The sequence below is a fragment of the Archangium lansingense genome (genome assembly GCF_026626635.1).
GTDB classification, from domain to species: Bacteria; Myxococcota; Myxococcia; order Myxococcales; family Myxococcaceae; genus Archangium; species Archangium lansingense.
This window is the reverse complement of record NZ_JAPNKA010000001.1, coordinates 4,045,986-4,071,698: the sequence shown is the minus strand read 5'-3', so window position 1 is coordinate 4,071,698 and position 25,713 is coordinate 4,045,986. Positions and strand designations below refer to the sequence as shown.

19 protein-coding genes are annotated in these 25,713 nt (G+C 67.9%); 13 read left to right on the top strand and 6 right to left on the bottom strand.

Annotation, left to right across the window (positions count from 1 at the left end):
* Nucleotides 1-245: 245 nt before the first annotated feature.
* Nucleotides 246-914 carry an SET domain-containing protein gene (locus OV287_RS16580; RefSeq protein WP_267534999.1) on the bottom strand — a complete coding sequence of 223 codons (669 nt, stop codon included), beginning with the start codon at nt 912-914 and terminating at the stop codon, nt 246-248.
* Between the two features lie 82 nt (nt 915-996).
* Between OV287_RS16580 and OV287_RS16575 the strand changes: the two genes are divergently transcribed.
* From OV287_RS16575 to OV287_RS16555, 5 genes are all read left to right on the top strand, one after another.
* Complete coding sequence (locus OV287_RS16575; protein WP_267534998.1) at nt 997-1,368, top strand: DUF423 domain-containing protein; 372 nt, start codon at nt 997-999, stop codon at nt 1,366-1,368.
* A gap of 48 nt (nt 1,369-1,416) precedes the next feature.
* A complete protein-coding gene (locus OV287_RS16570) occupies nt 1,417-1,797 on the top strand; it encodes a helix-turn-helix domain-containing protein (protein ID WP_267534997.1) in 381 nt (126 codons plus the stop codon).
* Between the two features lie 265 nt (nt 1,798-2,062).
* Nucleotides 2,063-4,270 (top strand): response regulator, encoded by a 2,208-nt coding sequence (locus tag OV287_RS16565; protein ID WP_267534996.1) that lies wholly within the window; start codon nt 2,063-2,065, stop codon nt 4,268-4,270.
* Nucleotides 4,271-4,354: 84 nt separating this feature from the next.
* Nucleotides 4,355-10,792 (top strand): hybrid sensor histidine kinase/response regulator, encoded by a 6,438-nt coding sequence (locus tag OV287_RS16560; protein ID WP_267534995.1) that lies wholly within the window; start codon nt 4,355-4,357, stop codon nt 10,790-10,792.
* 37 nt (nt 10,793-10,829) lie between these two features.
* Entirely contained in the window at nt 10,830-11,684 is an 855-nt protein-coding gene (locus tag OV287_RS16555) for a CheR family methyltransferase (protein WP_267534994.1), read from the top strand.
* Nucleotides 11,685-11,693: 9 nt separating this feature from the next.
* On the opposite strand, the gene OV287_RS16550 is transcribed toward OV287_RS16555, so the two are convergent.
* Nucleotides 11,694-12,143 carry a DUF1360 domain-containing protein gene (locus OV287_RS16550; protein WP_267534993.1) on the bottom strand — a complete coding sequence of 150 codons (450 nt, stop codon included), beginning with the start codon at nt 12,141-12,143 and terminating at the stop codon, nt 11,694-11,696.
* Nucleotides 12,144-12,232: 89 nt separating this feature from the next.
* Nucleotides 12,233-14,161, bottom strand: a complete 1,929-nt coding sequence (locus OV287_RS16545; RefSeq protein ID WP_267534992.1) for a YgiQ family radical SAM protein — start codon at nt 14,159-14,161, stop codon at nt 12,233-12,235.
* Nucleotides 14,162-14,524: 363 nt separating this feature from the next.
* Between OV287_RS16545 and OV287_RS16540 the strand changes: the two genes are divergently transcribed.
* Entirely contained in the window at nt 14,525-15,202 is a 678-nt protein-coding gene (locus OV287_RS16540; RefSeq protein ID WP_267534991.1) for an HAD family hydrolase, read from the top strand.
* A gap of 3 nt (nt 15,203-15,205) precedes the next feature.
* Here OV287_RS16540 and OV287_RS16535 read toward each other — a convergent pair whose 3' ends face one another.
* Nucleotides 15,206-15,652 (bottom strand): hypothetical protein, encoded by a 447-nt coding sequence (locus OV287_RS16535; protein ID WP_267534990.1) that lies wholly within the window; start codon nt 15,650-15,652, stop codon nt 15,206-15,208.
* A 226-nt stretch (nt 15,653-15,878) separates the two neighbouring features.
* On the opposite strand from OV287_RS16535, the gene OV287_RS16530 reads away from it, so the two are divergent.
* Nucleotides 15,879-16,673, top strand: a complete 795-nt coding sequence (locus OV287_RS16530) for an SDR family NAD(P)-dependent oxidoreductase (RefSeq protein ID WP_267534989.1) — start codon at nt 15,879-15,881, stop codon at nt 16,671-16,673.
* 59 nt (nt 16,674-16,732) lie between these two features.
* Nucleotides 16,733-17,242 carry a hotdog fold domain-containing protein gene (locus OV287_RS16525; RefSeq protein ID WP_267534988.1) on the top strand — a complete coding sequence of 170 codons (510 nt, stop codon included), beginning with the start codon at nt 16,733-16,735 and terminating at the stop codon, nt 17,240-17,242.
* Nucleotides 17,243-17,265: 23 nt separating this feature from the next.
* On the opposite strand, the gene OV287_RS16520 is transcribed toward OV287_RS16525, so the two are convergent.
* Nucleotides 17,266-17,619, bottom strand: a complete 354-nt coding sequence (locus OV287_RS16520; RefSeq protein ID WP_267534987.1) for a hypothetical protein — start codon at nt 17,617-17,619, stop codon at nt 17,266-17,268.
* Nucleotides 17,620-17,787: 168 nt separating this feature from the next.
* Between OV287_RS16520 and OV287_RS16515 the strand changes: the two genes are divergently transcribed.
* The 5 genes from OV287_RS16515 (at nt 17,788) to OV287_RS16495 (ending at nt 23,800) form a co-directional block, all read left to right on the top strand.
* Nucleotides 17,788-19,035 (top strand): radical SAM/SPASM domain-containing protein, encoded by a 1,248-nt coding sequence (locus tag OV287_RS16515; RefSeq protein WP_308809589.1) that lies wholly within the window; start codon nt 17,788-17,790, stop codon nt 19,033-19,035.
* 48 nt (nt 19,036-19,083) lie between these two features.
* The gene (locus tag OV287_RS16510) at nt 19,084-20,817 is read left to right on the top strand and encodes a membrane dipeptidase (RefSeq protein WP_267534985.1); all 1,734 of its coding nucleotides are present in this window, start codon (nt 19,084-19,086) and stop codon (nt 20,815-20,817) included.
* A 144-nt stretch (nt 20,818-20,961) separates the two neighbouring features.
* Nucleotides 20,962-21,900: a patatin-like phospholipase family protein gene (locus OV287_RS16505; protein ID WP_267534984.1), complete on the top strand. Its 939-nt coding sequence runs from the start codon at nt 20,962-20,964 to the stop codon at nt 21,898-21,900.
* Nucleotides 21,901-22,011: 111 nt separating this feature from the next.
* Nucleotides 22,012-23,166, top strand: coding sequence for an SDR family oxidoreductase (locus tag OV287_RS16500; RefSeq protein WP_267534983.1), 1,155 nt, complete (start codon nt 22,012-22,014; stop codon nt 23,164-23,166).
* 202 nt (nt 23,167-23,368) lie between these two features.
* The gene (locus OV287_RS16495; RefSeq protein WP_267534982.1) at nt 23,369-23,800 is read left to right on the top strand and encodes a DUF2383 domain-containing protein; all 432 of its coding nucleotides are present in this window, start codon (nt 23,369-23,371) and stop codon (nt 23,798-23,800) included.
* On the opposite strand, the gene OV287_RS16490 is transcribed toward OV287_RS16495, so the two are convergent.
* Nucleotides 23,781-25,712, bottom strand: a complete 1,932-nt coding sequence (locus tag OV287_RS16490) for a 6-pyruvoyl-tetrahydropterin synthase-related protein (protein ID WP_267534981.1) — start codon at nt 25,710-25,712, stop codon at nt 23,781-23,783. The two genes, OV287_RS16495 and OV287_RS16490, sit on opposite strands and share 20 nt — an antisense overlap.
* Nucleotide 25,713 lies beyond the last annotated feature (1 nt).

The following is a 25,713-nucleotide window of genomic DNA, read 5'->3' as shown; positions in this document are numbered from 1 at the left end:
ACGCCCTCGGACACGGCCGGGGCGCGAGGCGGTGGGACGGTGCCCGTTTCAACCGCGAGTGTCCACCGTTCATCCCAGCCAGCACCGGTGCCACCGCCTCCCCGGCCCCCGACCCATACCCTGCGTCAAAATCCCCTCCATTTTCCCTCTCCCGCTGGGAGAGGGTCAGGGTGAGGGTCTTCAGCCACGCAGGGGACTACCCTCACCCCCCGCCCTCTCCCAGAGGGAGAGGGGGCATGCGCAACTCAGCCGCGGGCCGAGCGGGTCCGGGCACGGTTCTTCGTCCCGGAAGCGGAGCGCCCGGACTTCGCCGTGGACTTCTGCTTGCGGCTCACCGGCGGCTTGCGGGCCGAGCCGGACGACTTCTTCTTCGACGCCTTCACCGGGGCCTTCTTCCGGGGCGCCTCCTCCTTCTTCTCCTCCAGCGGGGCGAGGATGGTGCCCCGGCAGGTGGCCGCGCCGCACCGGCACGTGTAGAGCGCCTCCTCCTCCGGGCCCATGTCCTCGGTGCGGTCGTAGGAGTAGTCGTAGGAGAGCTCCTCGCCCACGCCGATGTCGCGCAGGGCGTAGATGTAGATGCGGTCCCCCTCGAGGAAGGCCTGGCAGTTGGGGGCGCACGAGTGGTTGATGAAGCGCGCGTCGTTGCCCTCGTGCGCCGCGTCGATGACCGTGTCCTCGTCCACGTTGAAGAGGAAGGTGTGGTGGCGCGACATGGCCGTGTCGTCGTAGCGCTCGTCAGCCACGGCCTGGGAGATGCGCTCACCCACGTACTCGATGATTCGCGAGCCCTTGCGGATGAGCCGCGTGGCGAAGGCGCCCTGGCCCTGGATGGCCGAAGGTCTCAGCTCGAAGGGCTGGGTCGTGAGGGTGAGCTTCTTGCGGGAGGAAGGCTTCTTGGTGGTGGGAGCAGGCATCGGAAGAGGAAGTAGAGACGCGCCAGGAAAGGCGCGGTAGGGTGCCTCAGTCGGACCTCTGAGGAAAGAAAGGCGCTCGGCAATGCGGCTGTGGCTCATTCTCGGCGCGGCAAGCGCGTTCCTGTCCGTGACGGCGGGAGCGTTCGGCGCGCACGCGCTCCGGGCGAGGCTCGCCCCGGACCTCCTGACCATCTTCGAAACTGGCGCGCGCTACCACATGTATCACTCGCTGGGGTTGATCGCGATCGGCTTGCTGATGCACCTGCGTCCCAGCCCCCTGTTGAATGGTGCCGGGTGGGCCATGCTGGTGGGCATCCTCCTCTTCTCCGGCAGCCTGTACGCGCTGGCGCTCTCCGGCGTGCGCGTCCTGGGCGCCATCACCCCGCTGGGCGGGCTGGGGTTCCTCGCGGGTTGGCTGCTGTTCGCCCTCGCCGCCTGGCGCCAGACGGCCTGAGTCACCCCGGGGGACACCCCACCCCGGAAAGGGACTATCGTCCGGAGCGTGCACCCCAAGGACGAGAAGCTACAACCCAGATTGGGCGCGGCGCTGCGCATGGCCCGGATGCGCCTGGAGCTCACCCAGGAGCAGGTGGCCAAGGCAGTGGGGTTCGTCCCCACCGTCTACGGCCGCATCGAGCGCGGAGACATGGTGCCCAGCACGCCCAAGCTCAAGGCGCTCTGCCTCCTGCTGGGAGTCTCCGCCGATGTGCTCCTCGCGGTGCAGCCTCCGGAAGAGCCGCTCCCGCCGGAACCTCCGGCCCCCCCACCCGGTGACTCCCCGGAGCTGCGGCGCCTCGCCATGATTCTCCGCGAGCTGCCGCCCGACAGGTTCCGGCTGTTCCGCGTGGCGCTCCAGACGATCGCCCATCCCGACAAGGAGTGAGGTACCGCCCCGTCCGACATGGGGCGAGGGCGAAATGTCAGCCACCAGTCACTTCGCCTGTCTTCCCGTCCCAGGTGTCCTGAGGCCAACACATGTTGGCCCGGCTGTCTGTCTGGTCGTCAGTCAGCCGACAGGGCGTACATCGTTCGCCCTGGGTCGAAGGGGTGAGTGGGGTTAAAGGATCACGGTGTCTGATTCCCGGACGGCTCGCGCGCCCCCCGCTTCGCCCACCATGTCCCCGCCCCCTGCGCTCCCACGTGTAGACGTGCTGACCGTTGATGACACCCCGGCCAACCTCCGCGCCCTGGAGGTGCTCATGGCCGACATGGGTGCCAATATCGTCACCGCCTCTTCCGGTGATGAAGCGCTCCGCCTGCTGCTGGACAGAGACTTCGCGCTCATCCTCCTGGACGTACAGATGCCAGGGATGGATGGCTATGAGACCGCGAGCCTCATCCGCATGCGCGAGCGCACGCGCCACATCCCCATCATCTTCATCACCGCCTACAACCGCAGCGAGGTGAATGTCTCGCGCGGCTACGAGCTGGGCGCGGTGGACTACCTCTTCAAGCCCATTGTCCCGGAGATCTTCCGCACGAAGGTGACGGTCTTCCTGGACCTGCACCGCAAGACGGAAGAGGTGCGCCGGCAGGCGGAGCTGCTGCGGCAGGCAGAGAGCCGCGAGCACGAGCGCGAGCTGGCCGAGGCCCGCGCCCACTATGAGCGCTCCCTGCTGGAGCAGGAGATGGAGCGCGAGCGCAAGGTGTCCGAGGCCCGCGAGCAGCGCGCCCAGGAGCTGGTGCGGCTGGTCAATGAGAAGGAGCAGGCCCAGGCGGCGCTGCACGAGAGCAATGCACGGCTGCGGCTGCTGGCGGACGTCGCCAGCCGGCTGCTGAAGGGCCCCGACGGGCGTACCCTCCTCAACAGCGTCCACCATCAAATCGTCGAGCACCTGGGGCTCGAGGTCTGCCTGGGCTACCTCTTCCGGGAGGGCCATGGCGGGCTGGAGCTGGCGGCCCACGCGGGCATCTCCGATGGGATGCTCCAGCGACTGGAGCACCTGCAGAACGGCCAGGGGGTCGCGGGCCGGGTGGCCACCGAGAACAAGCGCTGGGTGCTCGACGCCGGTGCCGCCGCCAACGGGCCCGCCCCGGATGCCGCGCCAGAGCTGGGACTGGCCGCACTCGCCTGCTACCCGCTGCTCAGCCAGGGCCGCGTCCTGGGCACGCTGGCCTTCGGCACCCGCACCATGCGGGCCTTCTCCGCCGACGAGCTGTCCCTGATGCAGGGCGTGTGTGATCAGGTCGCCGTAGCCCTGGAGCGCGAGCGGCTCATCGGTGCGCTGCGCGAGGCAGATCGCCGCAAGGACGAGTTCCTGGCCATGCTGGCGCACGAGCTGCGCAACCCCCTGGCCCCCGTGCGCCATGCGCTCGAGGTCTTCCGGATGCGCATGTTGCAGGACGATATCCTCCAGCGCACCATCGCCAGCGCGGACCGCCAGGTGGCGCACATGACGCGCCTGGTGGATGACCTGCTGGACGTCAGCCGCATCACCCGCGGCAAGGTGGAGCTCAAGCCCATCCTCGTGGCCCTCTCGGACGTGGTGGAGGGGGCGGTGCAGGCCTGCGAGCCCATCATCACCCAGCGCCGCCACGAGCTGAGCGTCTCGATGCCCTCCGAGTCGGTGATGCTCAACGTGGACCCCACCCGCATGACGCAGGTGGTGGCCAACCTGCTGCACAACGCGGCCAAGTACACGCCCTCCGGAGGCCGCATCCAGCTCAAGGCCGAGCGTCAGGGCGACGAGCTGGCGCTGAGCGTGCGCGACAACGGCATTGGCCTGCCGCCGGAGATGCTCCACCGCGTCTTCGAGCTCTTCGTGCAGGTGGACCCCGGCAGCGACCGTGCCCAGGGCGGGCTCGGCCTGGGCCTCACCCTGGTGCGCAGCCTGGTGGAGATGCACGGCGGCAGCGTGTCTGCCCGCAGCGACGGCATCTCCCAGGGCAGCGAGTTCACCGTCCGCCTGCCTGTGTCCCCTGAAATTCCCGCGGCGCTCTCCCTGCCCGGCATCGCGAAGGCCGCCACCACCGCCAACAAGCTGCAGCCCCTCCACATCCTCCTCGTGGAGGACAACCCGGACATCCGCGAGACGCTGCGCGACCTGCTGGAGCTCCATGGCCACCGCGTGCAGGAGGCCAGCGATGGACGCTCGGCCGTGGACCTCGTGCTCTCCCAGAAACCCCAGGTGGCACTGGTGGATATCGGCATTCCGGAGCTGGACGGCTACAAGGTGGCGGAGCTGGTCCGCGCCTCCGCCAGCGGCTCCGAGACCCGGCTCGTGGCCCTCACCGGCTACGGCCACCCCGAGGACCGAAAACGCGCCCTCGAGGCGGGCTTCGACGCCCACCTCGTGAAGCCGGTGTCCTCGGATGACCTCTCTCAAGTCCTGAAGAAGCTCTGTACGGCGGCCTGAGGCCGCACTCCCCCCAGGTGACGGTGGGCGGCCCCCATGGGGGTCCGTTCTGCCGAGCAAGCAGCACAGGAGAAGCCCCACACCATGGCAACGCAGTCCGACAAGGCGCCCGCCGAAAGCAACGCGCTCGATCCCAAGCTCCTCCTCAAGACGCTCCAGTCGCTCCGCAAGGGAGACTTCAGCGTCCGCATGCCCGAGGACCGGACAGGGACCACGGGGAAGATCTACGACACGTTCAACGAGGTCATCACCCTCAACCAGGCGCTGGCGCACGAGCTGGAGCGCGTCAGCCAGGTGGTGGGCCGCGAGGGCCGCATCAATCAGCGCGCCACGCTCAACGGCGCCGTGGGCGGCTACCAGTCATGCGTGGAGGCGGTGAACTCGCTCATCGCCGACCTGGCGCAGCCCACCACCGAGGTGGCCCGCGTGATCGGCGCGGTGGCCAAGGGTGACCTCACCCAGACCATGGCGCTGGACTTCGAGGACCGTCCCCTCAAGGGCGAGTTCCTCCGCACCGCCCAGGTGGTCAACAGCACCGTGGCCCAGCTCGCCTCGTTCGCCAGCGAAGTGACGCGCGTGGCCCGCGAGGTGGGTACCGAAGGAAAGCTGGGCGGCCAGGCCGTGCTGCGCGGCGTGTCCGGCACCTGGAAGGAGCTCACCGACAGCGTGAACCTGATGGCGAGCAACCTCACCGCCCAGGTGCGTAACATCGCCGACGTGACCACCGCCGTGGCCAACGGCGACCTGTCCAAGAAGATCACCGTGGACGTGCGCGGGGAGATCGCCGAGCTGAAGCAGACCATCAACACGATGGTGGACAACCTCAACACCTTCTCCGGCGAAGTGACCCGTGTGGCCCGCGAAGTGGGTACCGAGGGTAAGCTCGGCGGTCAGGCCCAGGTGAAGGGCGTGTCCGGTACGTGGAAGGACCTCACGGACAACGTGAACTCCATGGCCAGCGGCCTCACCGCCCAGGTGCGTGACATCGCCAAGGTCGCTACCGCGGTGGCCAACGGTGACCTCGGCCAGAAGGTCACCGTGGACGTGAAGGGCGAAATCCTCGAGCTGAAGAACACCATCAACAAGATGGTGGACAACCTCAACACCTTCTCTGGCGAGGTGACCCGCGTTGCCCGCGAGGTGGGTACCGAAGGAAAGCTGGGCGGCCAGGCCAAGGTGGAGGGCGTCAGCGGCACCTGGAAGGACCTCACCGACAGCGTGAACCAGATGGCCAGCAACCTCACCGCCCAGGTGCGTGACATCGCGGATGTCACCACGGCGGTGGCCCGCGGCGACCTCAGCAAGAAGGTCACCGTGGACGTGAAGGGCGAGATTCTGGCCCTCAAGAACACCATCAACACGATGGTGGATCAGCTCTCGTCCTTCGCCTCGGAAGTGACCCGCGTCGCCAAGGAAGTGGGCACCGAGGGCAAGCTGGGCGGCCAGGCCAAGGTGGAAGGCGTCGCCGGTACGTGGAAGGACCTCACGGACAACGTGAACTCCATGGCCAGCGGCCTCACCGCCCAGGTGCGTGACATCGCCAAGGTGGCCACCGCGGTGGCCAATGGCGACCTGGGCCAGAAGATCACCGTGGACGTGCGCGGCGAGATTCTCGAGCTGAAGAACACCATCAACAAGATGGTGGACAACCTCAACACCTTCTCCGTCGAGGTAACGCGCGTCGCTCGCGAGGTAGGTACGGAGGGCAAGCTCGGTGGTCAGGCCCAGGTGAAGGACGTTGCCGGCACCTGGAAGGACCTCACGGACAACGTGAACCAGATGGCCTCCAACCTGACCGGCCAGGTGCGCAACATCGCCGAGGTGACCACCGCCGTGGCCCGGGGCGATCTGTCCAAGAAGATCACCGTGGACGTGAAGGGCGAGATTCTCGCCCTGAAGAACACCATCAACACGATGGTGGATCAGCTCTCCTCGTTCGCCTCCGAAGTGACCCGCGTCGCCAAGGAAGTGGGTACCGAAGGAAAGCTGGGCGGCCAGGCCCAGGTGGAAGGCGTCTCCGGCACCTGGAAGGACCTCACGGACAACGTGAACTCCATGGCCGGTAACCTCACCGCTCAGGTGCGCGACATCGCCAAGGTGACGGCGGCCGTGGCCAACGGCGACCTCTCCAAGAAGGTCACCGTGGACGTGAAGGGCGAGATTCTGGAGCTGAAGAACACCATCAACACGATGGTGGACCAGCTCTCCTCGTTCGCCTCCGAAGTGACCCGCGTCGCCCGCGAGGTGGGTACGGAAGGAAAGCTCGGCGGTCAGGCCATCGTGCGCGGCGTCGCCGGTACGTGGAAGGACCTCACCGACAGCGTGAACTCCATGGCCAGCGGCCTCACCGCCCAGGTGCGTGACATCGCCAAGGTGGCCACCGCCGTTGCCAACGGTGACCTCGGCCAGAAGATCACCGTGGATGTGCGCGGCGAGATTCTGGAGCTGAAGAACACCATCAACACGATGGTGGACAACCTCAACACCTTCTCCGGTGAGGTGACCCGCGTTGCCCGCGAGGTGGGTACGGAAGGAAAGCTCGGCGGCCAGGCCCAGGTGAAGGGCGTGTCCGGCACGTGGAAGGACCTCACGGACAACGTGAACTCCATGGCGAGCAACCTGACCGACCAGGTGCGCAACATCGCCGAGGTGACCACCGCCGTTGCCCGGGGCGATCTGTCCAAGAAGATCACCGTGGACGTGAAGGGCGAGATTCTGGAGCTGAAGAACACCATCAACACGATGGTGGATCAGCTCTCCTCCTTCGCTTCCGAAGTGACCCGCGTCGCCAAGGAAGTGGGTACGGAAGGAAAGCTGGGCGGCCAGGCGCAGGTGAAGGGCGTCAGCGGCACCTGGAAGGACCTGACCGACAACGTGAACAGCATGGCGAGCAACCTGACCGCTCAGGTGCGCGACATCGCCAAGGTGACCACCGCCGTCGCCATGGGTGATCTCTCCAAGAAGATCACCGTGGATGTGAAGGGCGAGATTCTGGAGCTGAAGCAGACCATCAACACGATGGTGGATCAGCTCTCGTCCTTCGCTTCCGAAGTGACCCGCGTGGCCCGCGAGGTGGGTACCGAAGGAAAGCTGGGCGGCCAGGCGCAGGTGCAGGGCGTCGCCGGCATCTGGAAGGACCTCACGGACAACGTGAACAGCATGGCCAGCAACCTCACCGCCCAGGTGCGCGGCATCGCCACGGTCGTGACGGCCGTCGCCGCCGGTGACCTGAAGCGCAAGCTGGCCCTCGTCGCCAAGGGAGAGATCGCCGCCCTCGCCGACACCATCAACGGGATGATCGACACGCTGGCCACCTTCGCCGACCAGGTGACCACGGTGGCCCGTGAGGTGGGTATCGAGGGTAAGCTGGGTGGCCAGGCCAAGGTGCCCGGCGCCGCCGGTACGTGGAAGGACCTCACGGACAACGTGAACTCGATGGCCGGCTCGCTCACCACCCAGGTGCGCTCGCTCGCCGAGGTCGCCACCGCGGTGGCCAAGGGCGATCTGACCCGCAGCATCTCGGTTGAGGCCCAGGGCGAGATGGCCGCCCTGAAGGACAACATCAACCAGATGATCGCCAACCTGCGTGACACCACGCAGAAGAACACCGAGCAGGACTGGCTGAAGACCAACCTCGCGCGCTTCACCCGCCTGCTGCAGGGCCAGCGCGAGCTGGAGACGGTCTCCAAGCTCATCCTCAAGGAGCTGGCGCCGCTGGTGCAGGCGCAGCACGGCGTCTTCTACCTCATGGATGGCGCCGAAAAGACGCAGGCGCTGCGGCTGCTGTCCGCCTACGCCTACAAGGAGCGCAAGAGCCTCGCCAACTCCTTCAAGCTGGGCGAGGGCCTGGTCGGTCAGTGCGCCCTGGAGAAGGATCGCATCCTCCTCACCGACGTGCCGGACGACTACATCCGCATCAACAGCGGACTGGGTGAGGCCAAGCCCCTCAACATCGTCGTGCTGCCCGTCATCTTCGAGGGCCAGGTCAAGGCCGTCATCGAGCTGGCCAGCTTCTACCGGTTCAGCGAGACGCACCTGTCCTTCCTGGATCAGCTCACCGAGTCCATCGGCATCGTGCTCAACACGATCGCCGCCGGCATGCGGACGGAGGAGCTGCTCAAGCAGTCCCAGAGCCTCGCCGACGAGCTGCGCAGCCAGCAGCAGGAGCTCACCGAGACCAACCGCCGCCTGGAGCAGCAGGCCAAGAGCCTCCAGGCCTCCGAGGAGCGCCTCAAGCAGCAGCAGGAAGAGCTGCAGCAGACCAACGAGGAGCTCGAGGAGCGCAGCCGCCTCCTCCAGGTGCAGAACATGGAGGTCGAGCGCAAGAACCGAGAGATCGAGCAGGCCAAGGTGGCCCTCGAGGAGCGCGCCCAGCAGCTCGCCCTCTCCTCGAAGTACAAGAGCGAGTTCCTGGCCAACATGAGCCACGAGCTGCGCACCCCGCTCAACAGCCTCCTCATCCTCTCCAAGCTGCTGGCGGAGAACTCCGAGGGCAACCTCAGCGGCCGTCAGGTGGAGTTCGCCCAGACGATTCACGGCGCGGGAAGCGACCTGCTCAGCCTCATCAACGACATCCTGGACCTGTCGAAGATCGAGTCCGGGACAATGAGCGTGGACGTGGACGAGGTGGCCCTGGTCAGCCTGAAGGACTTCGTGGAGCGCACCTTCCGGCAGGTGGCAGTGGACCGGAAGCTGGGCTTCAAGCTGGACTTCGCCCAGGCCCTGCCCTCGCACATCCTCACCGACGGGCGCCGGTTGCAGCAGGTGCTCAAGAACCTGCTGGCCAACGCCTTCAAGTTCACCGAGGAGGGCCAGGTCACCATGGACGTGCGTCCGGCCCGCAGCGGCTGGAGCCTGGATCACCCCGTGCTCAACCAGGGCGGCGCGGTGCTCGCCTTCTCCGTCATCGACACGGGCATTGGCATCCCGGAGAACAAGCAGCGCATCATCTTCGAGGCCTTCCAGCAGGCGGATGGCACCACCAGCCGCAAGTACGGCGGCACCGGCCTGGGCCTGTCCATCAGCCGGGAGATCGCCAAGCTGCTGGGCGGAGAGATCAAGGTGACCAGCGCCCCGGGCAAGGGCAGCACCTTCACCCTCTTCGTGCCGCAGACGTATGTGCCCGTCACCAGCCAGATCCGCTCGCAGCAGGTGGGCACTGGCAACGGCACTGGCAATGGCAACATCGAACGGGCGACCACCGAGGCGCGGCTCAACGCGCTGCGCGCGGAGGTGGAGACCGCGGCGCAGGACGCCGAGCTGGCCCGTGAGGAGGAGGTCGAGGACGACCGCCGCAACATCCAGCCGGGTGACCGGACGCTGCTCATCATCGAGGACGACATCGTCTTCGCCCGCATCGTGCTGAGCCTGGCGCGTGAGAAGGGCTTCAAGGGCATGGTGGCGCTGCGCGGAGACACGGGCCTGGCCATGGCGCGCCAGTACCGGCCGGAGGCCATCACCCTGGACATTGGCCTTCCCGTCATCGACGGGTGGAACCTGCTGGATCGGCTCAAGCACGACAGCCGCACCCGCCACATCCCGGTGCACATCATCTCCGCCAGCGAAGAGCAGCGCAGCCGCGGCCTCAGGCAGGGCGCGCTGGCGGTGCTGCAGAAGCCGGCCACCCGCGAGGTGCTGGGCGACGCCCTGTCTCGGGTGAAGGGCTTCATCGAGCGGCCGGTGAAGAACCTGCTCGTGGTGGAGGACGATCAGCGCCAGCGCGACAGCATCGTCACCCTCATTGGCAACGGCGACGTGAAGACGACGGCGGTGGGCAGCGGCCAGGACGCCCTCAACGCCATGCAGGAGCGCTACTTCGACTGCGTGGTGCTGGACCTGGGCCTGCCGGACATGACGGGCCTGCAGCTCATCGAGACGATGAAGGCCCGGGGCCACACCCCGCCCATCATCGTCTACACGGGCAAGGAGCTGTCCGAGGAGGAGGAGACGGTCCTCAAGCGCGTCACCGACGCCATCATCATCAAGAGCGTCAAGTCGCCCGAGCAGCTCCTGGACGAGACGGCCCTCTTCCTCCACCGCGTGGAGGCCAACCTGCCCGAGAGCAAGCGGGCGATGATCAAGCAGGTGCACCAGAGCGATCCGGTGCTGGCCGGCAAGAAGGTGCTCGTGGTGGACGACGATGTGCGCAACATCTTCGCCCTCACCAGCGTGCTGGAGAAGCACAAGATGCAGGTGCTCTACGCGGAGAACGGCCGCAAGGGCATCGACATCATCCGCGCCACGCCGGACCTCAACGTGGTCCTCATGGACGTGATGATGCCGGAGATGGATGGCTACGAGACCATGCGCGCCATCCGCCAGGTCAACGAGCTGAAGACGCTGCCCATCATCGCGCTCACCGCCAAGGCCATGAAGGGTGACCGGGAGAAGTGCATCGACGCGGGCGCCAGCGACTACATCACCAAGCCGGTGGAGACGGATCAGCTGCTCAGCTTGTTGCGTGTGTGGCTGTTCAAGAACGCCGAGCGTGCACACTCTGGTGGCAACAGCAACAACGGGTAACCGCCTCGAGCGGACCAGGCAGAGCGGGTAACGGGTGATGAAGGAAGCGCTGGTACGTGAGGCAGTCGAGGGTGAGGATGCCCTCGAGGACATTGAGCTGGACTTGCTCCTCGAGGGCGTCGTGCGGCGTTACGGCCTGGACTTCAGGGGCTACGCCCGCATGTCCCTGCGACGGCGGGTGTGGAACATGGTGCACGCCCAGAAGCTCGGGACGCTCTCCGCGCTTCAGGCGAAGGTGCTGCACGAGCCTCTGGCGATGGAGGAGTTGCTGCAGCACCTGTCGGTGAACACCACCACCATGTTCCGGGACCCGAGCTTCTTCTCGGCGTTCCGGGAGAAGGTGGTGCCGCACCTCTTCTCGGCCCCCTTCGTGCGCATCTGGCACGCGGGGTGCTCCACGGGCGAGGAGGTGTACTCGCTGGCCATCCTCCTCACGGAGGCGGGCCTGTACGAGCGCAGCCGCATCTACGCCACGGACATGAACGCGGCCGTGGTGGAGCGGGCCAAGTCCGGCATCTTCCCCATGGAGCACATGCGCGAGTACACGGCCAACTACCTGCGCGCCGGGGGGACGGCGGCCTTCAGCGACTACTACACGGCCAACTACGACCACGCCATCTTCAAGGCCTCGCTGCGCAAAAACATCGTCTTCGCGCAGCACAACCTGGTGAGCGACGGCACCTTCAACGAGTTCAACGTCATCCTCTGCCGCAACGTGCTCATCTACTTCGGCACGGATCTCCAGTCGCGGGTGTACCGGCTGCTGGATCAGTCCCTGCGGCGCTTCGGCATCCTCGCCCTGGGACGCGGCGAGACGCTGCGCCACACCGTCATCGAGAACGACTACGACGAGGTGGACATGCAGGAGCGCCTCTACCGCCGCCGCGCCTGAGCCCGGGCGTCAGTGAGAAGCGGGAGAAGGCGGCTCCTGGCGCTCGCTGGGAGGGAGCTCCTGTTCCACCTTCTTGCGCACCACCCGCTGGGTGGCTGTCTCCTCCTCCTCCGTCCGCTGGCGGCGGCGCACCAGCCCCTGCGCCTCGTCCACGAACCAGAAGAGGACGCGGAAGAAGGCGGAGATGACGGTGAGGAGGATGGAGGAGAGGAACCAACTCAGCACGCTGCCCACCCAGCCGCCCACCACCACCTGAATGGGGTAGGTGCCCGTGAGCGGCACCAGCGCGAAGGCCACGTAGTGCGAGACGCAGTAGGGGCAGGACACCAGGTAGCCGAACCACGTGTCCTTGCCCCCCAGCTTCTCGCGAATGGGGGCACAGATGCGCTCCCTGGAGATGGTCTGGGAGATTCCCATCACCACCGCGGAGACAGCGAAGAGCTGGAACAGGTCCGTCATGCCTCCCAAGGTGGTGATGGACCCCATCGGGTGCGTGGGTCCACCGGCCAACGGACTGGAAGACAGAGAAGCGAGTGGGCAGGCGCCCCTCAGCGCGCCCGCCGCTCCTGACGCTCACGGGCCTCGGCCTGCTTGCGGCGAGAGGCCTCGGCGGCGGTCTCCGGAGGCACCAGCGCGTGCGGCCCGCGGCCAATGAGGTCCTCGCGGCCGGCTTGCTGCAGGGCCTCGCGAGCCAGCGGCCAGTGCTCGGGATTCCAGAAGAGCAGCAGCGCCTTCTGTAGCCGCTTCTCCCGCAACCCCTTGGCCGTGTAGACGGGCTCCATCTTCAGCGGATCCATCCCCGTGTGGTACATGGCCGTGGCCACGGACATGGGCGTGGGAATGAAGTCCTGCACCTGGCGCGGGCGCTTGCCGTTCTGCTTCAGCCACAGCGCCAGCTCCACCATGTCCTCCAGCGCCGAGCCCGGGTGGCCGCTGATGAAGTAGGGGATGTCGTACTGCTCCTTGCCCGCCTCCTCGCTGGCACAGGCGAACATGTGCTGGAAGCGCTCGAAGCTCTCGATGCCGGGCTTCTTCATCTTCTCCAGCACTCGGGGCGACACGTGCTCGGGCGCCACCGACAGCTGGCCTCCCACGTGGTGCGCGGCGAGCTCCTTCACGTACTCGGGCGAGCGCTCGGCCAGGTCGTACCGCACACCGCTGGCGATGAAGACGTGCTTGACGCCCTCCTCCGCGCGCACCTGCTTCATCACGTCGATGAGGGGCCCGTGGTCCGTCTGCAGGTTCTCGCAGACGCCGGGGTGCACGCAGGACAGCTTGCGGCAGCGCCGCTCGATGTCCTCGCTCTTGCACTTGAGCTTGTACATGTTGGCCGTGGGGCCACCCAGGTCCGTGATGGTGCCGCGGAAGTCCCCCATGCGCCGCAGGGCACGCACCTCGCGCAGCACACTCTCCGCGCTGCGGCTCTGAATGACTCGGCCCTCGTGCTCGGTGATGGAGCAGAAGGTGCACCCGCCGAAGCAGCCACGCATCAGCACGATGGAGTGCTTCACCGTCTCGTAGGCGGGGATGCGCTCCTTGTACATGGGGTGCGGGACGCGGTTGAAGTTCAGGTCGTACAGCTCGTCCATGGCCACGGACGCGCTGTCTCCCTTGCCCTCCCCGTCCTCCAGGGGCCGCGCCGGAGAGTTGAAGTAGACGGCGCGGTTGCCGTGCCGCTGCGCCAGGGGCCGCCCGTTACCGGGGTTGGTCTCCATCTGGAAGTCGCGCGACATGCGGGCGAACGCCACCTTGTCCGCCACCGCCTCCTCATACGAGGGCAGCAACACCACCTTCTGGTCCGCGGCCCGCTTCGCCGGATCCGCCTCGATGGCCTTCATCTCCGCGTCGTTGATGATGTACGCGGTGCCGCGCACGTCGCGGATGTCCTCAATCTTCTCGCCCCGACGCAGGCGGTCCGCCACCTCCCACACGGGGCGCTCGCCCATGCCGAACACGAGCAGGTCCGCCTTGGCGTCCATGAGGATGGAGCGGCGCACCTTGTCACTCCAGTAGTCGTAGTGAGCAATGCGGCGCAGCGAGGCCTCGATGCCCCCGAGGACGATGGGCACGTCCGGGTACGCCTCGCGGCAGCGCTGGGCATAGACGATGGAGGCTCGGTCCGGCCGGCAGTTGGTGCGCCCGCCCGGGCTGTACTGGTCCTCGGAGCGGTTCTTCTTCTGCGCGGTGAGCCGGTTGAGCATCGAGTCGAGGTTGCCGGCGGCCACCCCGAAAAAGAGCCGGGGCTTGCCCAGCGCCTTGAAGGGCTCGGCCGAGTGCCAGTCCGGCTGGGAGATGATGCCCACCTTGAAGCCACGGCCCTCGAGGAAGCGGGCGATGAGCACCGGGCCAAACGCGGGGTGGTCCACGTACGCATCACCGGAGACGATGATGATGTCGAGCTGCTCCCACCCCCGGGCCTGCATGTCGGCACGGGTGATGGGGAGGAAGGGATGCGCGTAGCGAGTCTGTGTGGCCATGGGGGTACCCATCCCTCCCCTAACCGCTCAGGACACCTGGAAGCAAATGCCCACTCACCGAAAAGGCATCCAGCCCCACACCCGCCACGCCCCTGGGGACCGGTGGGGCGAGCCACTCCCAGGCTGGCAGGGGGAGGAAATCAGCCCTGGCTCGGCTGCTGATGGCCGCCCGTACGCCGCCGCAGCGAGGAGACCGCCAGCCCGTAGGGGTACCGCGACGGGGAGGTAGATGGCCTCGTCGAAGTCCGGCGGCAGCTTCTCCACAGCCCGGGCACGCTGCCAGGTGGCTGCCAGGAGGGCGAGGAGCAGGGTGACGAGGGCCAGGATGCGATTGCGCGCCATCTCCGCCGCGAATAGCACAGAATGCCACCCCTCCCCATGACGCACCCGCACAAGACGATCGTCTTCGACCTCGACGGCACGCTGGTGGACTCGCTGCCGGACATCATCTCCAGCTTCCAATACGGCTTCACGAGCCTGGGGCTGCCAGCGCCCACCGACGCGGAGGTGCGCCCGCTCATCGGCCATCCGCTGGAGGACATGTACGCGCACTTCGCGCCCGCGCACGCGGCCTCGCTGTGCACCGTCTACCGCGAGCACTACGCGCGCAACTTCGTCAACCGCTCACGCCCCTACCCCGGCGTCGTCGAGCTGCTGCGGACGCTGCGCGAGCGGGGCTACTCGCTGGCCATCGCCACCACCAAGCGCACCGACATGGCCCGGCGATTCGTCGAGGCGCTCGGGCTGATGCCCGCCGTGGACTACGTGCAGGGCACCGACGGCTTCCCCCACAAGCCCGCCCCGGACGTCATCCACCGCGCCCTGGCCGCGCTGGGCACGGCCGACGGCCTGTGGATGGTGGGCGACACCACGCATGACATCCACGCCGGAAAGGCGGCAGGACTGCGCACCTATGGCGTCACCTGGGGTAACCACGACGCCGGGACGCTCGCCACCGCGGCCCCGGACGAGATCCAGCCAAACCTGGGGCGTCTGCTGGAGCACCTGCCCCCGCTGCCGCGGCGCGGTCCCCCGGCCTGAGACTCAGCCCGCCGCCGGGGCGTCCTCCTCGTGCGTGTGCGCCTTCTGCTCCCGGTAGTCGGTGATGTGCTCGTAGACGCTCTCCGGGAACTGGAGGTCCTTGTAGACGTTGCAGGCGTCCGGGTCGTTCGGGTTGGGGCAGAGGGGGAACTCCTGCTGCGCCTGGAACTGGAGCACCTTCTCGCGCCGAGGAGGGCTGTAGTCCCGGGCCTTCACCTGCTCGATGAGCGCGAGCGCCTGCCGCTCGTCGCAGGAAGGATCCTGCAACAACGTGTCGCGCAGCTCCTGCTCGTCGAGGAAGTACCGCGCCACCATCGCGAAGACGAGCCGGCCGTAGTGGCCAATGTCCTGGCCCGCGTCGAGCGAGTCCAGCAGGTGCGCCATCATCCCGTTCTTCCGGAGCGCCTCCCGTCCGCTGCTGCTCGGGGGCTGCTTGCGTGTCCGTGCCATGTCCGAGGTCCTCTCGTGAAAGCCGTCCGAAGCGCGTCACCTGAAAACGCGTTCAGACCTTTTCTCGAAGGTAGGCACCCCGGGGAGCGCGGCCAGGAGACCTCAACGGCCGTCCGGCGAGCAGGCACCCGGAGAGCCCCGGCTCCCACGACGACAAGGAGCTTGGTCGTGCACCCCCGCCCCCCTAGTCTCCGCGCTCCCCTACCCTCCGAGGAGGCACTCCCTCATGGACCTCGAGCTTCGCAACCGCCGTGCCCTCGTCACCGGCTCCACCTTCGGCATCGGCTTCGCCATCGCACGGAGCCTGGCCGCTGAAGGCGCCAGCGTGGTCATCAATGGCCGCAAGACCGAGTCGGTCGACAACGCCGTCGCCCGCATCCGCAAGGAAATTCCCGGCGCCCAGGTGGAGGGCGTCGTCGCCGATTCCGGCACCGCCGAGGGCGCCCAGGCGGTGTTCTCCCGCGTCCCCTCGGTGGACATCCTGGTGAACAACCTCGGCATCTTCGAGCCCAAGCCCTTCTTCGAGATTCCGGACGCCGACTGGATGCGCTTCTTCGAGACCAACGTGCTGAGCGGCGTGCGCTTCTCCCGCCACTACGCGCCCGGCATGCGCGAGCGCGCCTGGGGCCGCATCCTCTTCGTCTCCAGCGAGTCCGGCCTCAACATCCCCCGGGAGATGATCCACTACGGGACGACGAAGACGGCCCAGCTCAGCGTCTCGCGCGGCCTGGCCATCGAGCTGGCCGGCACTGGGGTAACGGTGAACGCCCTGCTGCCCGGACCCACCAAGACCGAGGGCGTGCAGGACTTCGTCCAGAGCCTCGCCGACGGCAGCGGCCGGTCGCTCCAGCAGACGGAGGCCGACTTCTTCAAGAACGAGCGCCCCACCTCGCTGCTGCGCCGCTTCGCCACGCCCGAGGAGGTAGCCAACCTGGCCGTCTACCTCTGCAGCCCGCGCGCCTCGGCCACCACCGGCGCCGCGATGCGCGTGGACGGCGGTACCGCCAACTACATCCTCTGAAACAGGCACTCGCCGAAGCGGGTTCCCCAAGGGCGGGGGAATGCTATGTCCTTGGACCCATGTCCCCGCTCTCCAACCTGACCCAGTCCTTCAACCGCCTCGCCTCGGCCGAGACCCTCCGCCGCGCGTGGAGCCTGCTGCGCCACGCCCCCGGCGGAGGCGTCCTCATGGGGCAGATCCTCGGCAACCTCGCCCCCTATACCGGCACCATCCGTCCGGAGGTCCTCACCCTGGAGGAGGGCTATGCCCGGGTGCGGATGCGCGACCGACGCACCGTGCGCAACCACCTGCGCTCGGTGCATGCCATCGCGCTGATGAACCTGGGCGAGGTGGCCACCGGTGTGGCGATGATGTCCGCCCTGCCCGAGGGCATGAGGGGCATCATCACCCACCTGGAGATGGACTACCTGAAGAAGGCTCGCGGCTCCATCACCGCCGAGTGCCGCGCTCCCCAGGCCGTGGCGGGCGAGCGGCACGAGTACGACGTCCAGGCCGACCTCACCGATGAGGCCGGCGAGGTGGTGGCCCGGGCGCGCGCTCGCTGGCTGATCGGCCCCGCCACGCACTGACCAGGGCCTCCGGGGGTCCGCGCCTACTGGCCCGCGTCCATCCCGCCATCCACCTGCGTGCCCGCGTCGGACTCCTGGCAGTCATACGGGTTACCACCGCCATCCCGCGCGAGCGTGTCGCAGGGCTCCGGATCCATGTCGTAGCAGTGGTACCGGTCGCTGCCACCATCCGGCGCGGGCGTGTCACAGGGAGGCATGCCGTAGCACGCCATCAGGGTGATGGCCGCCACCCCCGCGCTCGCCAGGCCGAACAGGCCCTTGAGCATCACCCCTCCGCGCGGCTCCAGCTCCACCATCGGCGCGCCGCAATGCACGCATCCAGCGCTCGCGGGCGGGACGAAACCACGACATTTCTGACAGACAGCGAAAGCGCTCATCGAGACACCTCGTTCCTGGGGCCACCGTCATGATGGCCGGGTGGGCGGGTCATCAGCGAAGAGCATGCCGCACCCAAGTCACCGGAACGACTGGGCTTCTCCGTTCAGCCCCCTGACAGGCGTGCCAGGGGAAGGGGGTTGCGCCCGGTTCTTGCTCCAGCCGAACGTATGTCCATGCTGCGCCGACTCGACGTCACCCGCCCCGACTACCACCCGGCCTACGTGGTCTGGGAGCTGACCCTCCGCTGCGATCAGCCCTGCACCCACTGCGGCTCGCGCGCAGGCACCCACCGCCCCGACGAGCTGTCCACCGAGGAAGCACTGGGCGTGGTCCGGCAGCTCCAGGAGATGCGCGCCCGCGAGGTGGTGCTCATCGGAGGAGAGGCCTACCTGCACCCGGGCTTCCTGGACGTCGTCCGCGCATTAAAGGAGGCGGGCATCCGCCCAGGTATGACCACCGGCGGCCGCGGCCTCACCGAGGCACTGGCCCGGCAGGTGGCCGAGGCTGGGCTGTACGCGGCCTCCGTGAGCATTGACGGCCTGGAGCCGACCCATGACCTGATGCGTGCCGCGCCAGGCAGCTTCGCCTCGGCCACGGCGGCGCTGCGCTTCCTGGGCGAGGCCGGCGTCCGCGTGGCCGCCAACACCAATCTCAACCGGCTCAACCAGGCCGACCTGGAGCCGCTCTACACCCACCTGAAGGGCCTCGGCATTCGCGCCTGGCAGCTTCAAATCACCGCCCCCCTCGGGCGCGCGGCCGACCGCCCGGCCATGCTCCTCCAGCCGTGGGATTTGCTCGAGCTGCTCCCGCGCATCGCGGCCCTGAAGACACGCGCCTTCGAGGATGGCATCACCCTCATGCCCGGCAACAACCTGGGGTACTTCGGGCCCGAGGAGGGTGTCCTGCGCTCGCCCCGCCCCGACGCCGGAGACCACTGGCGGGGCTGCATGGCCGGGCGCTACGTGATGGGCATCGAGTCCAATGGAGCCGTGAAGGGCTGCCCCTCACTGCAGACGGCGCACTACGTGGGAGGCAACCTGCGCCAGCGGCCCCTGCGCGACATCTGGGAGAACACGCAGGAGCTTGCCTTCACGCGCACGCGCACCGTGGAGGACCTCTGGGGTTTCTGCCGCACTTGTCCCTTCGCGGCCACGTGCCTGGCCGGCTGCAGCTTCACCGCGCACTCCCTGTTCGGCAGGCCGGGCAACAACCCCTACTGCCACTATCGCGCGCGGACGCTGGCAAAGCAGGGCCTCCGCGAGCGCCTCACCCCGAAGACGCCCGCTCCCGGCCAACCTTTTGACAACGGACTGTTCGAGCTCGTCCTCGAGCCGCTCGGCGCACCAGACCCGCGCCCGCCCACGCCGCGAGAGTTGGTGAAGAGACGAAAATGGCCAGAGGCCGGGACACCATGAATCATCCGGGGCATGCTGGCCGCATCCGCAGCGGCCCCGGAGATTCTCATGACGTCCCCCGTGTTCGGATTCGCCGATCTGCACTGCCACGTGATGGCTCACCTGGGCTTTGGCGGGCACATGCTCGCCGGGTTCCCGGATGGGAATATCGAACAGGCGCTCGCCCGCTGTGACATCCACCTCCACGGCAAGTGGGGCATCGGCAACTTCGGCAAGGACTGGCCGCTGGTGCAGGCCTTCATCGAGGGCGGCCTGGGGCACGGCCCCTGTGGCCATGGCACCTATGCCGACTGGCCCACCTTCAACACGCTCATCCACCAGCAGATGTTCGTGGAGTGGTTGCAGCGGGCCCATGCCGGGGGGCTGAGGCTGCTGTGCAGCGTGGCCGTCAACAACGAGTTGATGGCCGAGGAGTTCCACCACCCCGACAAGGACGAGACCTCCATCGAGAAGCAGATGCGCGAGCTGCGCCGCTTCACCGAGCGGCACGCGGACTGGATGGGGCTGGCCCTGAGCGCCTCACAAGCCCGCCAGCTCATCACCTCCGGCAAGCTCGCCGTGGTGGCTGGCGTGGAGGTGGACTCCCTGGACAGCCTCCTGGGCGACCGTAAGGCGCTCAACCAGCAGCCCCTCTCGCTGGAGCAGCTCCCCCGCATCCTGCGCTGGCTCCGGGACCTGGGCTTCCGGGTGATGACACCGCTGCACCTGGCCAACAACAGCTTCGGCGGTGCCGCCGTCTACGACGACAAGTTCAACCTGCTCAACCACTTCCTGCGCGGGCGCTTCTTCGACGTGCAGGGCGCCCCCGACGTGGGCTTCCGGCTCGGGCAGGACCTGGAGACGCAGACGAAGGCGGCCGTCATGCTCTACGAGCTGACGCGCCGGACGCACTACCCGAAGGGCTATGCCCTCAACGCCCCGGGCCAGGGCCACGTCAACCAGCTCGGGCTCACTCCCACGGGACAGGCCTTCCTGCGCGAGGCCATGCGCCAGGGCTTCATCCTCGACGTGGAGCACATGTCCGAGCGCTGCACCAACGACGTGCTCTCCCTGGCCGAGCAGTCACGCTACCCCGTCGTTGCCTCGCACTGCGCCTTCCGCGAGCAGGGCCTCGAGGCCCAGGAGACGAGCCGCAAGGCCAAGCGCGCGAGCGAATACATGAAGACGCGCAGCCAGGCACGGCGCATCCTCGAGCTGGGCGGGCTGCTGGCCCCCATCACCAACCAGCTCGAGCTGAAGGACTTTCCCGGCAGCACGGTGGACAACGACTGCGCGCGCTCGTCCAAGACGTGGGCCCAGTCCTACCAGTACGCCCTCTCCCTGCTGCGCGAGGTGGGTTCCGGCGGCGTGGCGATGGGGACGGACTTCAACGGCCTCAACCAACAGCCGGGGCCCCGTTACGGGCCCAACGCCGCCTACGGACTGAAGGAGGACAGGCTGCGCGAGAAGCGGCGCCCCGTTCAGCAGATGCTGCAGCGCAACAAGCAGCCCCTGCCCTACGCGGGCACCATGTACCGCACGGACGCGCCCTTCGTGAAGTCACGCGCCGGCTCGCGCGAGTTCGACTTCAACACCGACGGGCTCGCTCACGTGGGCCTGCTGCCGGACTTCATCCGCGACCTTGTCCACGTGGGCATGACCGACGCGCAGATGGATCCGCTGTTCTCCTCGGCCGAGGCCTTCCTGCGCATGTGGGAGGCCTGCGAGAGCCGGAGCGCGGCCCTCGTCGCGGGTGAGTTGGTGGACGCGGCGATCCCCCGGCTCACCCCCCCTACAGGCTGAACCTCGCCGCTGTTTCCATCCATGCCCTCCCGAGGGTCTCCCAAGCGGGTGCTGTCTCCTCTGCGTCTCTTGCCTCGTGCCCCAGGGTGATTTCACCCCCCGACAGCCGCCGTTATGAGTTGTCGCAGCAAAAGGAGACTGGCCATGGCAGAGAGAGTCGCCACGCTCGTGCTTTCTGGCGGTGGTGCCAAGGGGGCCTTTCAGGTCGGGGCCGAGCGCGTCCTGCGCGAGGAGTTCGGCTTCCGCTGGGAGCGTATCTTCGGAGTGTCCGTCGGAGCCCTCAATGCCGCGCTCCTCGCCCAGCGCGAGTATGCGCGGTTGATGGACCTCTGGCTGAACATCCGGGAGGAGGACATCTACCGGAAGTTTCCCTGGCCGCTCGTGGCCCTCCGGCTCGCCTTCCAGCACAAGCTCGGGTTCTACGACGACACGCCGATGCGCAAGCTCATCCAGAAGCATGCCTCGGGACGGCCCTTCCGCATCCCCGCCCATGTCGGCCGCGTCTCGCTCGTGTCGGGAGAGTACGATCTGGTCTCCAGCGACTCTCCGGACTTCCTGGACGCGGTGTGGCACAGCGCGACAATGCCCGTCATCTGGGAGGCGATTGGCCCTCAGGCCCACGTGGACGGAGGACTGCGCAACGTCACCCCACTCGGAGACGCGCTGGGCTTCAAGCCTACCGAGATCGTCGTCATCGTCTGCAACTCCGCAGCCATCGACACGGCGAAGCCCCCCACCAATATCCTGGACGTGGCCAAGCGAAGCCTCACCGACATCACCATCAATGAAATCCTTCGCAACGACGTGGACGAGTTCGTGCGCATCAATCAGCTCGTAGAGCAGGCGCACCAGGCCGAGCTGACGCTCAAGAAGCCGGACGGGACGCCCTACGTCTTCTGCCCCATCACCCTGATCGAACCGAGCAAGCCGATGGGGGATACCCTCGACTTCGGGAAGGAGACGATCCGGCTTCGCATGCGTCATGGCGAGGAGCTCGCGCGCGCGACCATTCAGCGGACCGGAGCACGCCCGCCACAGCCCGTAGCGACGCTGCCCACGCCCCAGCATCCCTTCCTCGCTTGAGCCATGGGTCGGGAATAGAAGAGACTGCCGGGTGTCGTAGAGAGCAACCAGGGAGCCGAGCCATGAGTGGCCCGGTCGCCTTCCTGGTCCAAGCCCCCTCGATTCCCGACCATGACCACTTCCCGAAGGCAGTTCCTCCAGTACTCCCTGGCCGCGGCCGCGCTGACGGCATGTGCCCCAGGCATGCGGGCCGCGTCCGGAGATGACCGCCCCGCCTCCAAGAAGAAGATCCTCGTCCTCGGTGGCACGGGCTTCCTCGGCCCGGCCTTCGTCACCGCGGCTCAGGCGCGCGGGCACACGCTGACGCTCTTCAACCGCGGCAAGACGCGGCCGGAGCTCTTCCCAGACGTGGAGAAGCTGCAAGGCGACAGAGATCCCCTCAAGGGCGAGGGACTCAAGGCCCTCGAGGGTCGTACGTTCGACGCGGTCCTTGATACCTCGGGCTACTACCCGCGCATGGTCCGGGCCTCGGCGGAGCTGCTGGCGCCCAACGTCGGGCAGTACATCTTCATCTCCAGCGTCTCGGCCTACGCGAAGAACGACACGCCCTACGCGGACGAGAACGCCGCGACCGCCACGCTCGCCGACCCGAACGTCGAGACGATGGGCAAGAACTACGAGAACTACGGCGGGCTGAAGCGCGCATGCGAAGAGGCCGCGGAGAAGGCCCTGCCGGGCCGCGCCACCATCGTCCGCCCCGGCTACATCGTCGGCCCGGAGGATCGCACGGACCGCTACGTGTACTTCCCCCTGCGCTATGAGCAGGGCGGCGAGATGCTTGCGCCGGGCAGCCCGTCGGATCCGCTTCAAATCATCGACGCGCGCGACCTGGCGGAGTGGCTCGTGCTGCTGGTGGAGCGCAACACCACCGGCATCTTCAACGCCGTGGGGCCGGAGAAGCCCTGGTCCATGGGGGAGATGTTCGCGGCCTGCAAGGAAGTGACGGGCAAAGACACGAAGCTCATCTGGGTGCCTGGAGAGTTCCTCCTGAAGAACGGCGAGGACGGCGAGGGCGCGCTCCCCATCTGGGCGCCGGCCTTCGGGGCCTACGCGGGCATGCACCTGCGCAGCAACACCCGGGCAGTGCAGGCCGGGCTGAAGTTCCGCTCGCCCGTCGTCACCACCCGAGACGCGCTCGCGTGGTTCAAGAGCCTGCCCCAGGAGCGCCAGGACAAGAAGCGCGCCGGGCTTCCCCCCGAGCGCGAGGCGGAGCTGCTGTCGCTCTGGGCAAAGGCCCAGCAGGGCACGGCGGCTCAGGGCGGCTGAGGCGCCGTGGCATCCGGGGAGGGAGGCTCCCCTCCCCGTTCCGTGCGGGAGTGGACGACACCGCTGTCCCCTCGTCGCGCACGACCAGGCAGACAACCCCCACGCCGCCCTCCCGGAGTGGGACAAGGCCGGGAAGCGCTCGTTGCCGCTCCACGAGGGAGCATCACCTTTGCGCGAGTCATCTCCTGCTGGAGGCAAGCGCATGGCGAACACGGACGTGGAGACGCTCAACTCCTTCCTTCGCGGTGAAATCTCGGCGGTGGAGACCTACCGCCAGGCCATCGGCCGCGTGTCGGATGAACGAATTCGAAGCCAGCTGGAGGACTGCCTGCACGACCACGCGCACCGCGTAGAGTCCATCCGGGAGCGCGTCGAGAAACTCGGAGGCAAGCCCGTGGAGGGCTCCGGTGTCTGGGGGACCTTCGCGAAGCTGGTGCAGACAGGCGCGGTCGCGCTGGGGGACAAAACCGCCATCCAGGCACTGGAGGAAGGTGAGGACCACGGCCTCGCGGACTACCAGCGCGACGTGGACAAGACGCACGGCGAGGCCCGCCGCTTCGTCCGGATGGAGCTGCTGCCCGCGCAGAAGCGCACCCACGAGCAGATGAGCCGCCTCAAGAAGACCGTGCACTGACAGAAGGTCGGCGTGGACGGGACAGCGCCGTCCACGCCATGACCAGCACGGTGAGCACCGAGAGGAGCGCAGCCGGAAGCGCTCCTCGCGAGGGCCCGAAGCGCAGCACCACCTCGCCCGGGCCCGCGCGCAGCTTCATCAACCGCGCGCTATCGACGTGCACCGACTCGAGCGGCACCTCCTGGCCCTCGCGCGTGGCGCGCCATTCGGGGCCCCAGCCCATCCACAGCAATACCTCGGTGGACTCGGGCCCGGTGAGGCGCAGGCGCGCCACCTCGTCCTCCCAGCGCAGCACCTCCGCGGACGCCCCCTGCGTCAAGGCGCTCACCCGCGGGAGCGGTCGCACCTGGCGCACCTCGAACCGGCCCTGCCGAGCGAGCACCGGCAACTCGGCCAGCGGCCCTCTGGCGGGCGCATCCATCAGCACCGCCGTCACGCCCAGGTGGCCCAGCATGACCGGATTCGAGGTGCTGAACTTGCCGCCGAAGACGGTGGCAGGCGTGTAGCCCATCTTGAAGAAGGGGTGCTCTACCTGGGGGACCGCGAGCAGCAGGCAATGATGGTGGGGGTTGGGGTTGTAGAGCGCCAGCCGCCCCTGCCCCAGCCTCGGTGCAACCTCCCGCAGCAGCTGCGCCAGCCCTGCCTCCTCCTCGACCGTGTAGCACTGGAACTGCACCGGCGCCTCCGATGTGCCTCCTGGGGGATCTCCTCCCCGATAGCGCCACACTCCGACGCCCGCGCACGTCAGCAGCCCCAACGTCCCCGCCACCCACCCGCGACGCGTGCGCAGCGCGGCGACCAGCTCCCTCACGGACAGGACCGCGAGCCCCATCAGGAACAGGCGCCCCACCGCCCGGAAACGCAGCACCTGCACGCCCTCGATGGCCCGGTGCTTCTCCAAACCCAGGAGCCGGTACGGCCCGTCCGTCGTCAGCAGCATCGCGCCCCAGGTGGCGAGCACCAACCAGCGCCCGCGTGAACCGCCCTTCAGCCACGCCACCGCCGAGCCCACCACGGCCAGCGGTGCCACCCAGCCCGGCAGCCCCGGCACGAGCTCGCCGCCCCACACGGCGCTCCACACCTGCGCCAGGATCCTCGGCGTCGCCCCCACGTGCTCGGCCTGCTGACCTCGCAGCAGGAAGGGAACGAGCCACCACGCCGCGAGCCCCAGACCCAGGGCGGACACGGCCAACCACCGCAACGGCGCACGGAGCCCACCGCCCGACTCCCGCCAGAAGACGGCCACCTGCAGCGCGGACAGCGGAAAGAAGAGGATGAGCGCGAAGGGATGGGCCAACAACGCCAGCCCCAGCAACCCCCCAAGGACGAGGGTCTCGCGGCGTCCGCCTCGCACCAGGAAGTCCGGCAGCCGCGCGAACGCCACCAGCACCAGGGCCACGGATAGCCCGAAGGGCCAGACCCCCATCTCGACGTACCAGTGCCGGCCTCCGGCGTACGTCCCGCCCCGGTCCACGAAGAGGCTGAGGCTCAGGGCCACCAGCGCCCAGAATGGGCCCAGCACCGGACGCAGGAGCACGAAGAGCGCCAGCGCGAAGCCCCCGAGGAAAACCCCCAGGAGGAGGCTGTAGCTCCCGTCCCACCCCAGCAGGCCCCCGGTGAGCAGGTGCAGGGCCGCGACGCAGAGGTTGGCGAGCGGTGGGTAGAAAGCGTTGGCCGGGTGGCCCGCGAACTGAAAATCGCTCCAGCCCACCAACCGCCCGGAGCGCAGCAGCAGCTCGGCCTCCACGGCATTGGCCAGGTGCACATTGTGGTCGGCCGAATGTGGCGGACTCCCCCACCACACCCCGGGCCATAGCAGCGTCCCAAGCAGCACGGCCAGAAGCGGCGCCCACCGGCTCATGTCCTTCACGCCCATGCGCCGGAAGATTCCGGCCGCCTCATTCCATTCCATG

Coding starts and splice junctions, on each gene's coding strand:
- OV287_RS16515 (WP_308809589.1), top strand. CDS start 17,788: ATGTCCATGCTGCGCCGACTCGACGTCACCCGCCCCGACTACCACCCG.
- OV287_RS16550 (WP_267534993.1), bottom strand. CDS start 12,143: ATGACGGACCTGTTCCAGCTCTTCGCTGTCTCCGCGGTGGTGATGGGA.
- OV287_RS16510 (WP_267534985.1), top strand. CDS start 19,084: ATGACGTCCCCCGTGTTCGGATTCGCCGATCTGCACTGCCACGTGATG.
- OV287_RS16505 (WP_267534984.1), top strand. CDS start 20,962: ATGGCAGAGAGAGTCGCCACGCTCGTGCTTTCTGGCGGTGGTGCCAAG.
- OV287_RS16520 (WP_267534987.1), bottom strand. CDS start 17,619: ATGAGCGCTTTCGCTGTCTGTCAGAAATGTCGTGGTTTCGTCCCGCCC.
- OV287_RS16560 (WP_267534995.1), top strand. CDS start 4,355: ATGGCAACGCAGTCCGACAAGGCGCCCGCCGAAAGCAACGCGCTCGAT.
- OV287_RS16555 (WP_267534994.1), top strand. CDS start 10,830: ATGAAGGAAGCGCTGGTACGTGAGGCAGTCGAGGGTGAGGATGCCCTC.
- OV287_RS16540 (WP_267534991.1), top strand. CDS start 14,525: ATGCCACCCCTCCCCATGACGCACCCGCACAAGACGATCGTCTTCGAC.
- OV287_RS16535 (WP_267534990.1), bottom strand. CDS start 15,652: ATGGCACGGACACGCAAGCAGCCCCCGAGCAGCAGCGGACGGGAGGCG.
- OV287_RS16500 (WP_267534983.1), top strand. CDS start 22,012: ATGACCACTTCCCGAAGGCAGTTCCTCCAGTACTCCCTGGCCGCGGCC.
- OV287_RS16580 (WP_267534999.1), bottom strand. CDS start 914: ATGCCTGCTCCCACCACCAAGAAGCCTTCCTCCCGCAAGAAGCTCACC.
- OV287_RS16490 (WP_267534981.1), bottom strand. CDS start 25,712: ATGGAATGGAATGAGGCGGCCGGAATCTTCCGGCGCATGGGCGTGAAG.
- OV287_RS16525 (WP_267534988.1), top strand. CDS start 16,733: ATGTCCCCGCTCTCCAACCTGACCCAGTCCTTCAACCGCCTCGCCTCG.
- OV287_RS16495 (WP_267534982.1), top strand. CDS start 23,369: ATGGCGAACACGGACGTGGAGACGCTCAACTCCTTCCTTCGCGGTGAA.
- OV287_RS16545 (WP_267534992.1), bottom strand. CDS start 14,161: ATGGCCACACAGACTCGCTACGCGCATCCCTTCCTCCCCATCACCCGT.
- OV287_RS16530 (WP_267534989.1), top strand. CDS start 15,879: ATGGACCTCGAGCTTCGCAACCGCCGTGCCCTCGTCACCGGCTCCACC.
- OV287_RS16575 (WP_267534998.1), top strand. CDS start 997: ATGCGGCTGTGGCTCATTCTCGGCGCGGCAAGCGCGTTCCTGTCCGTG.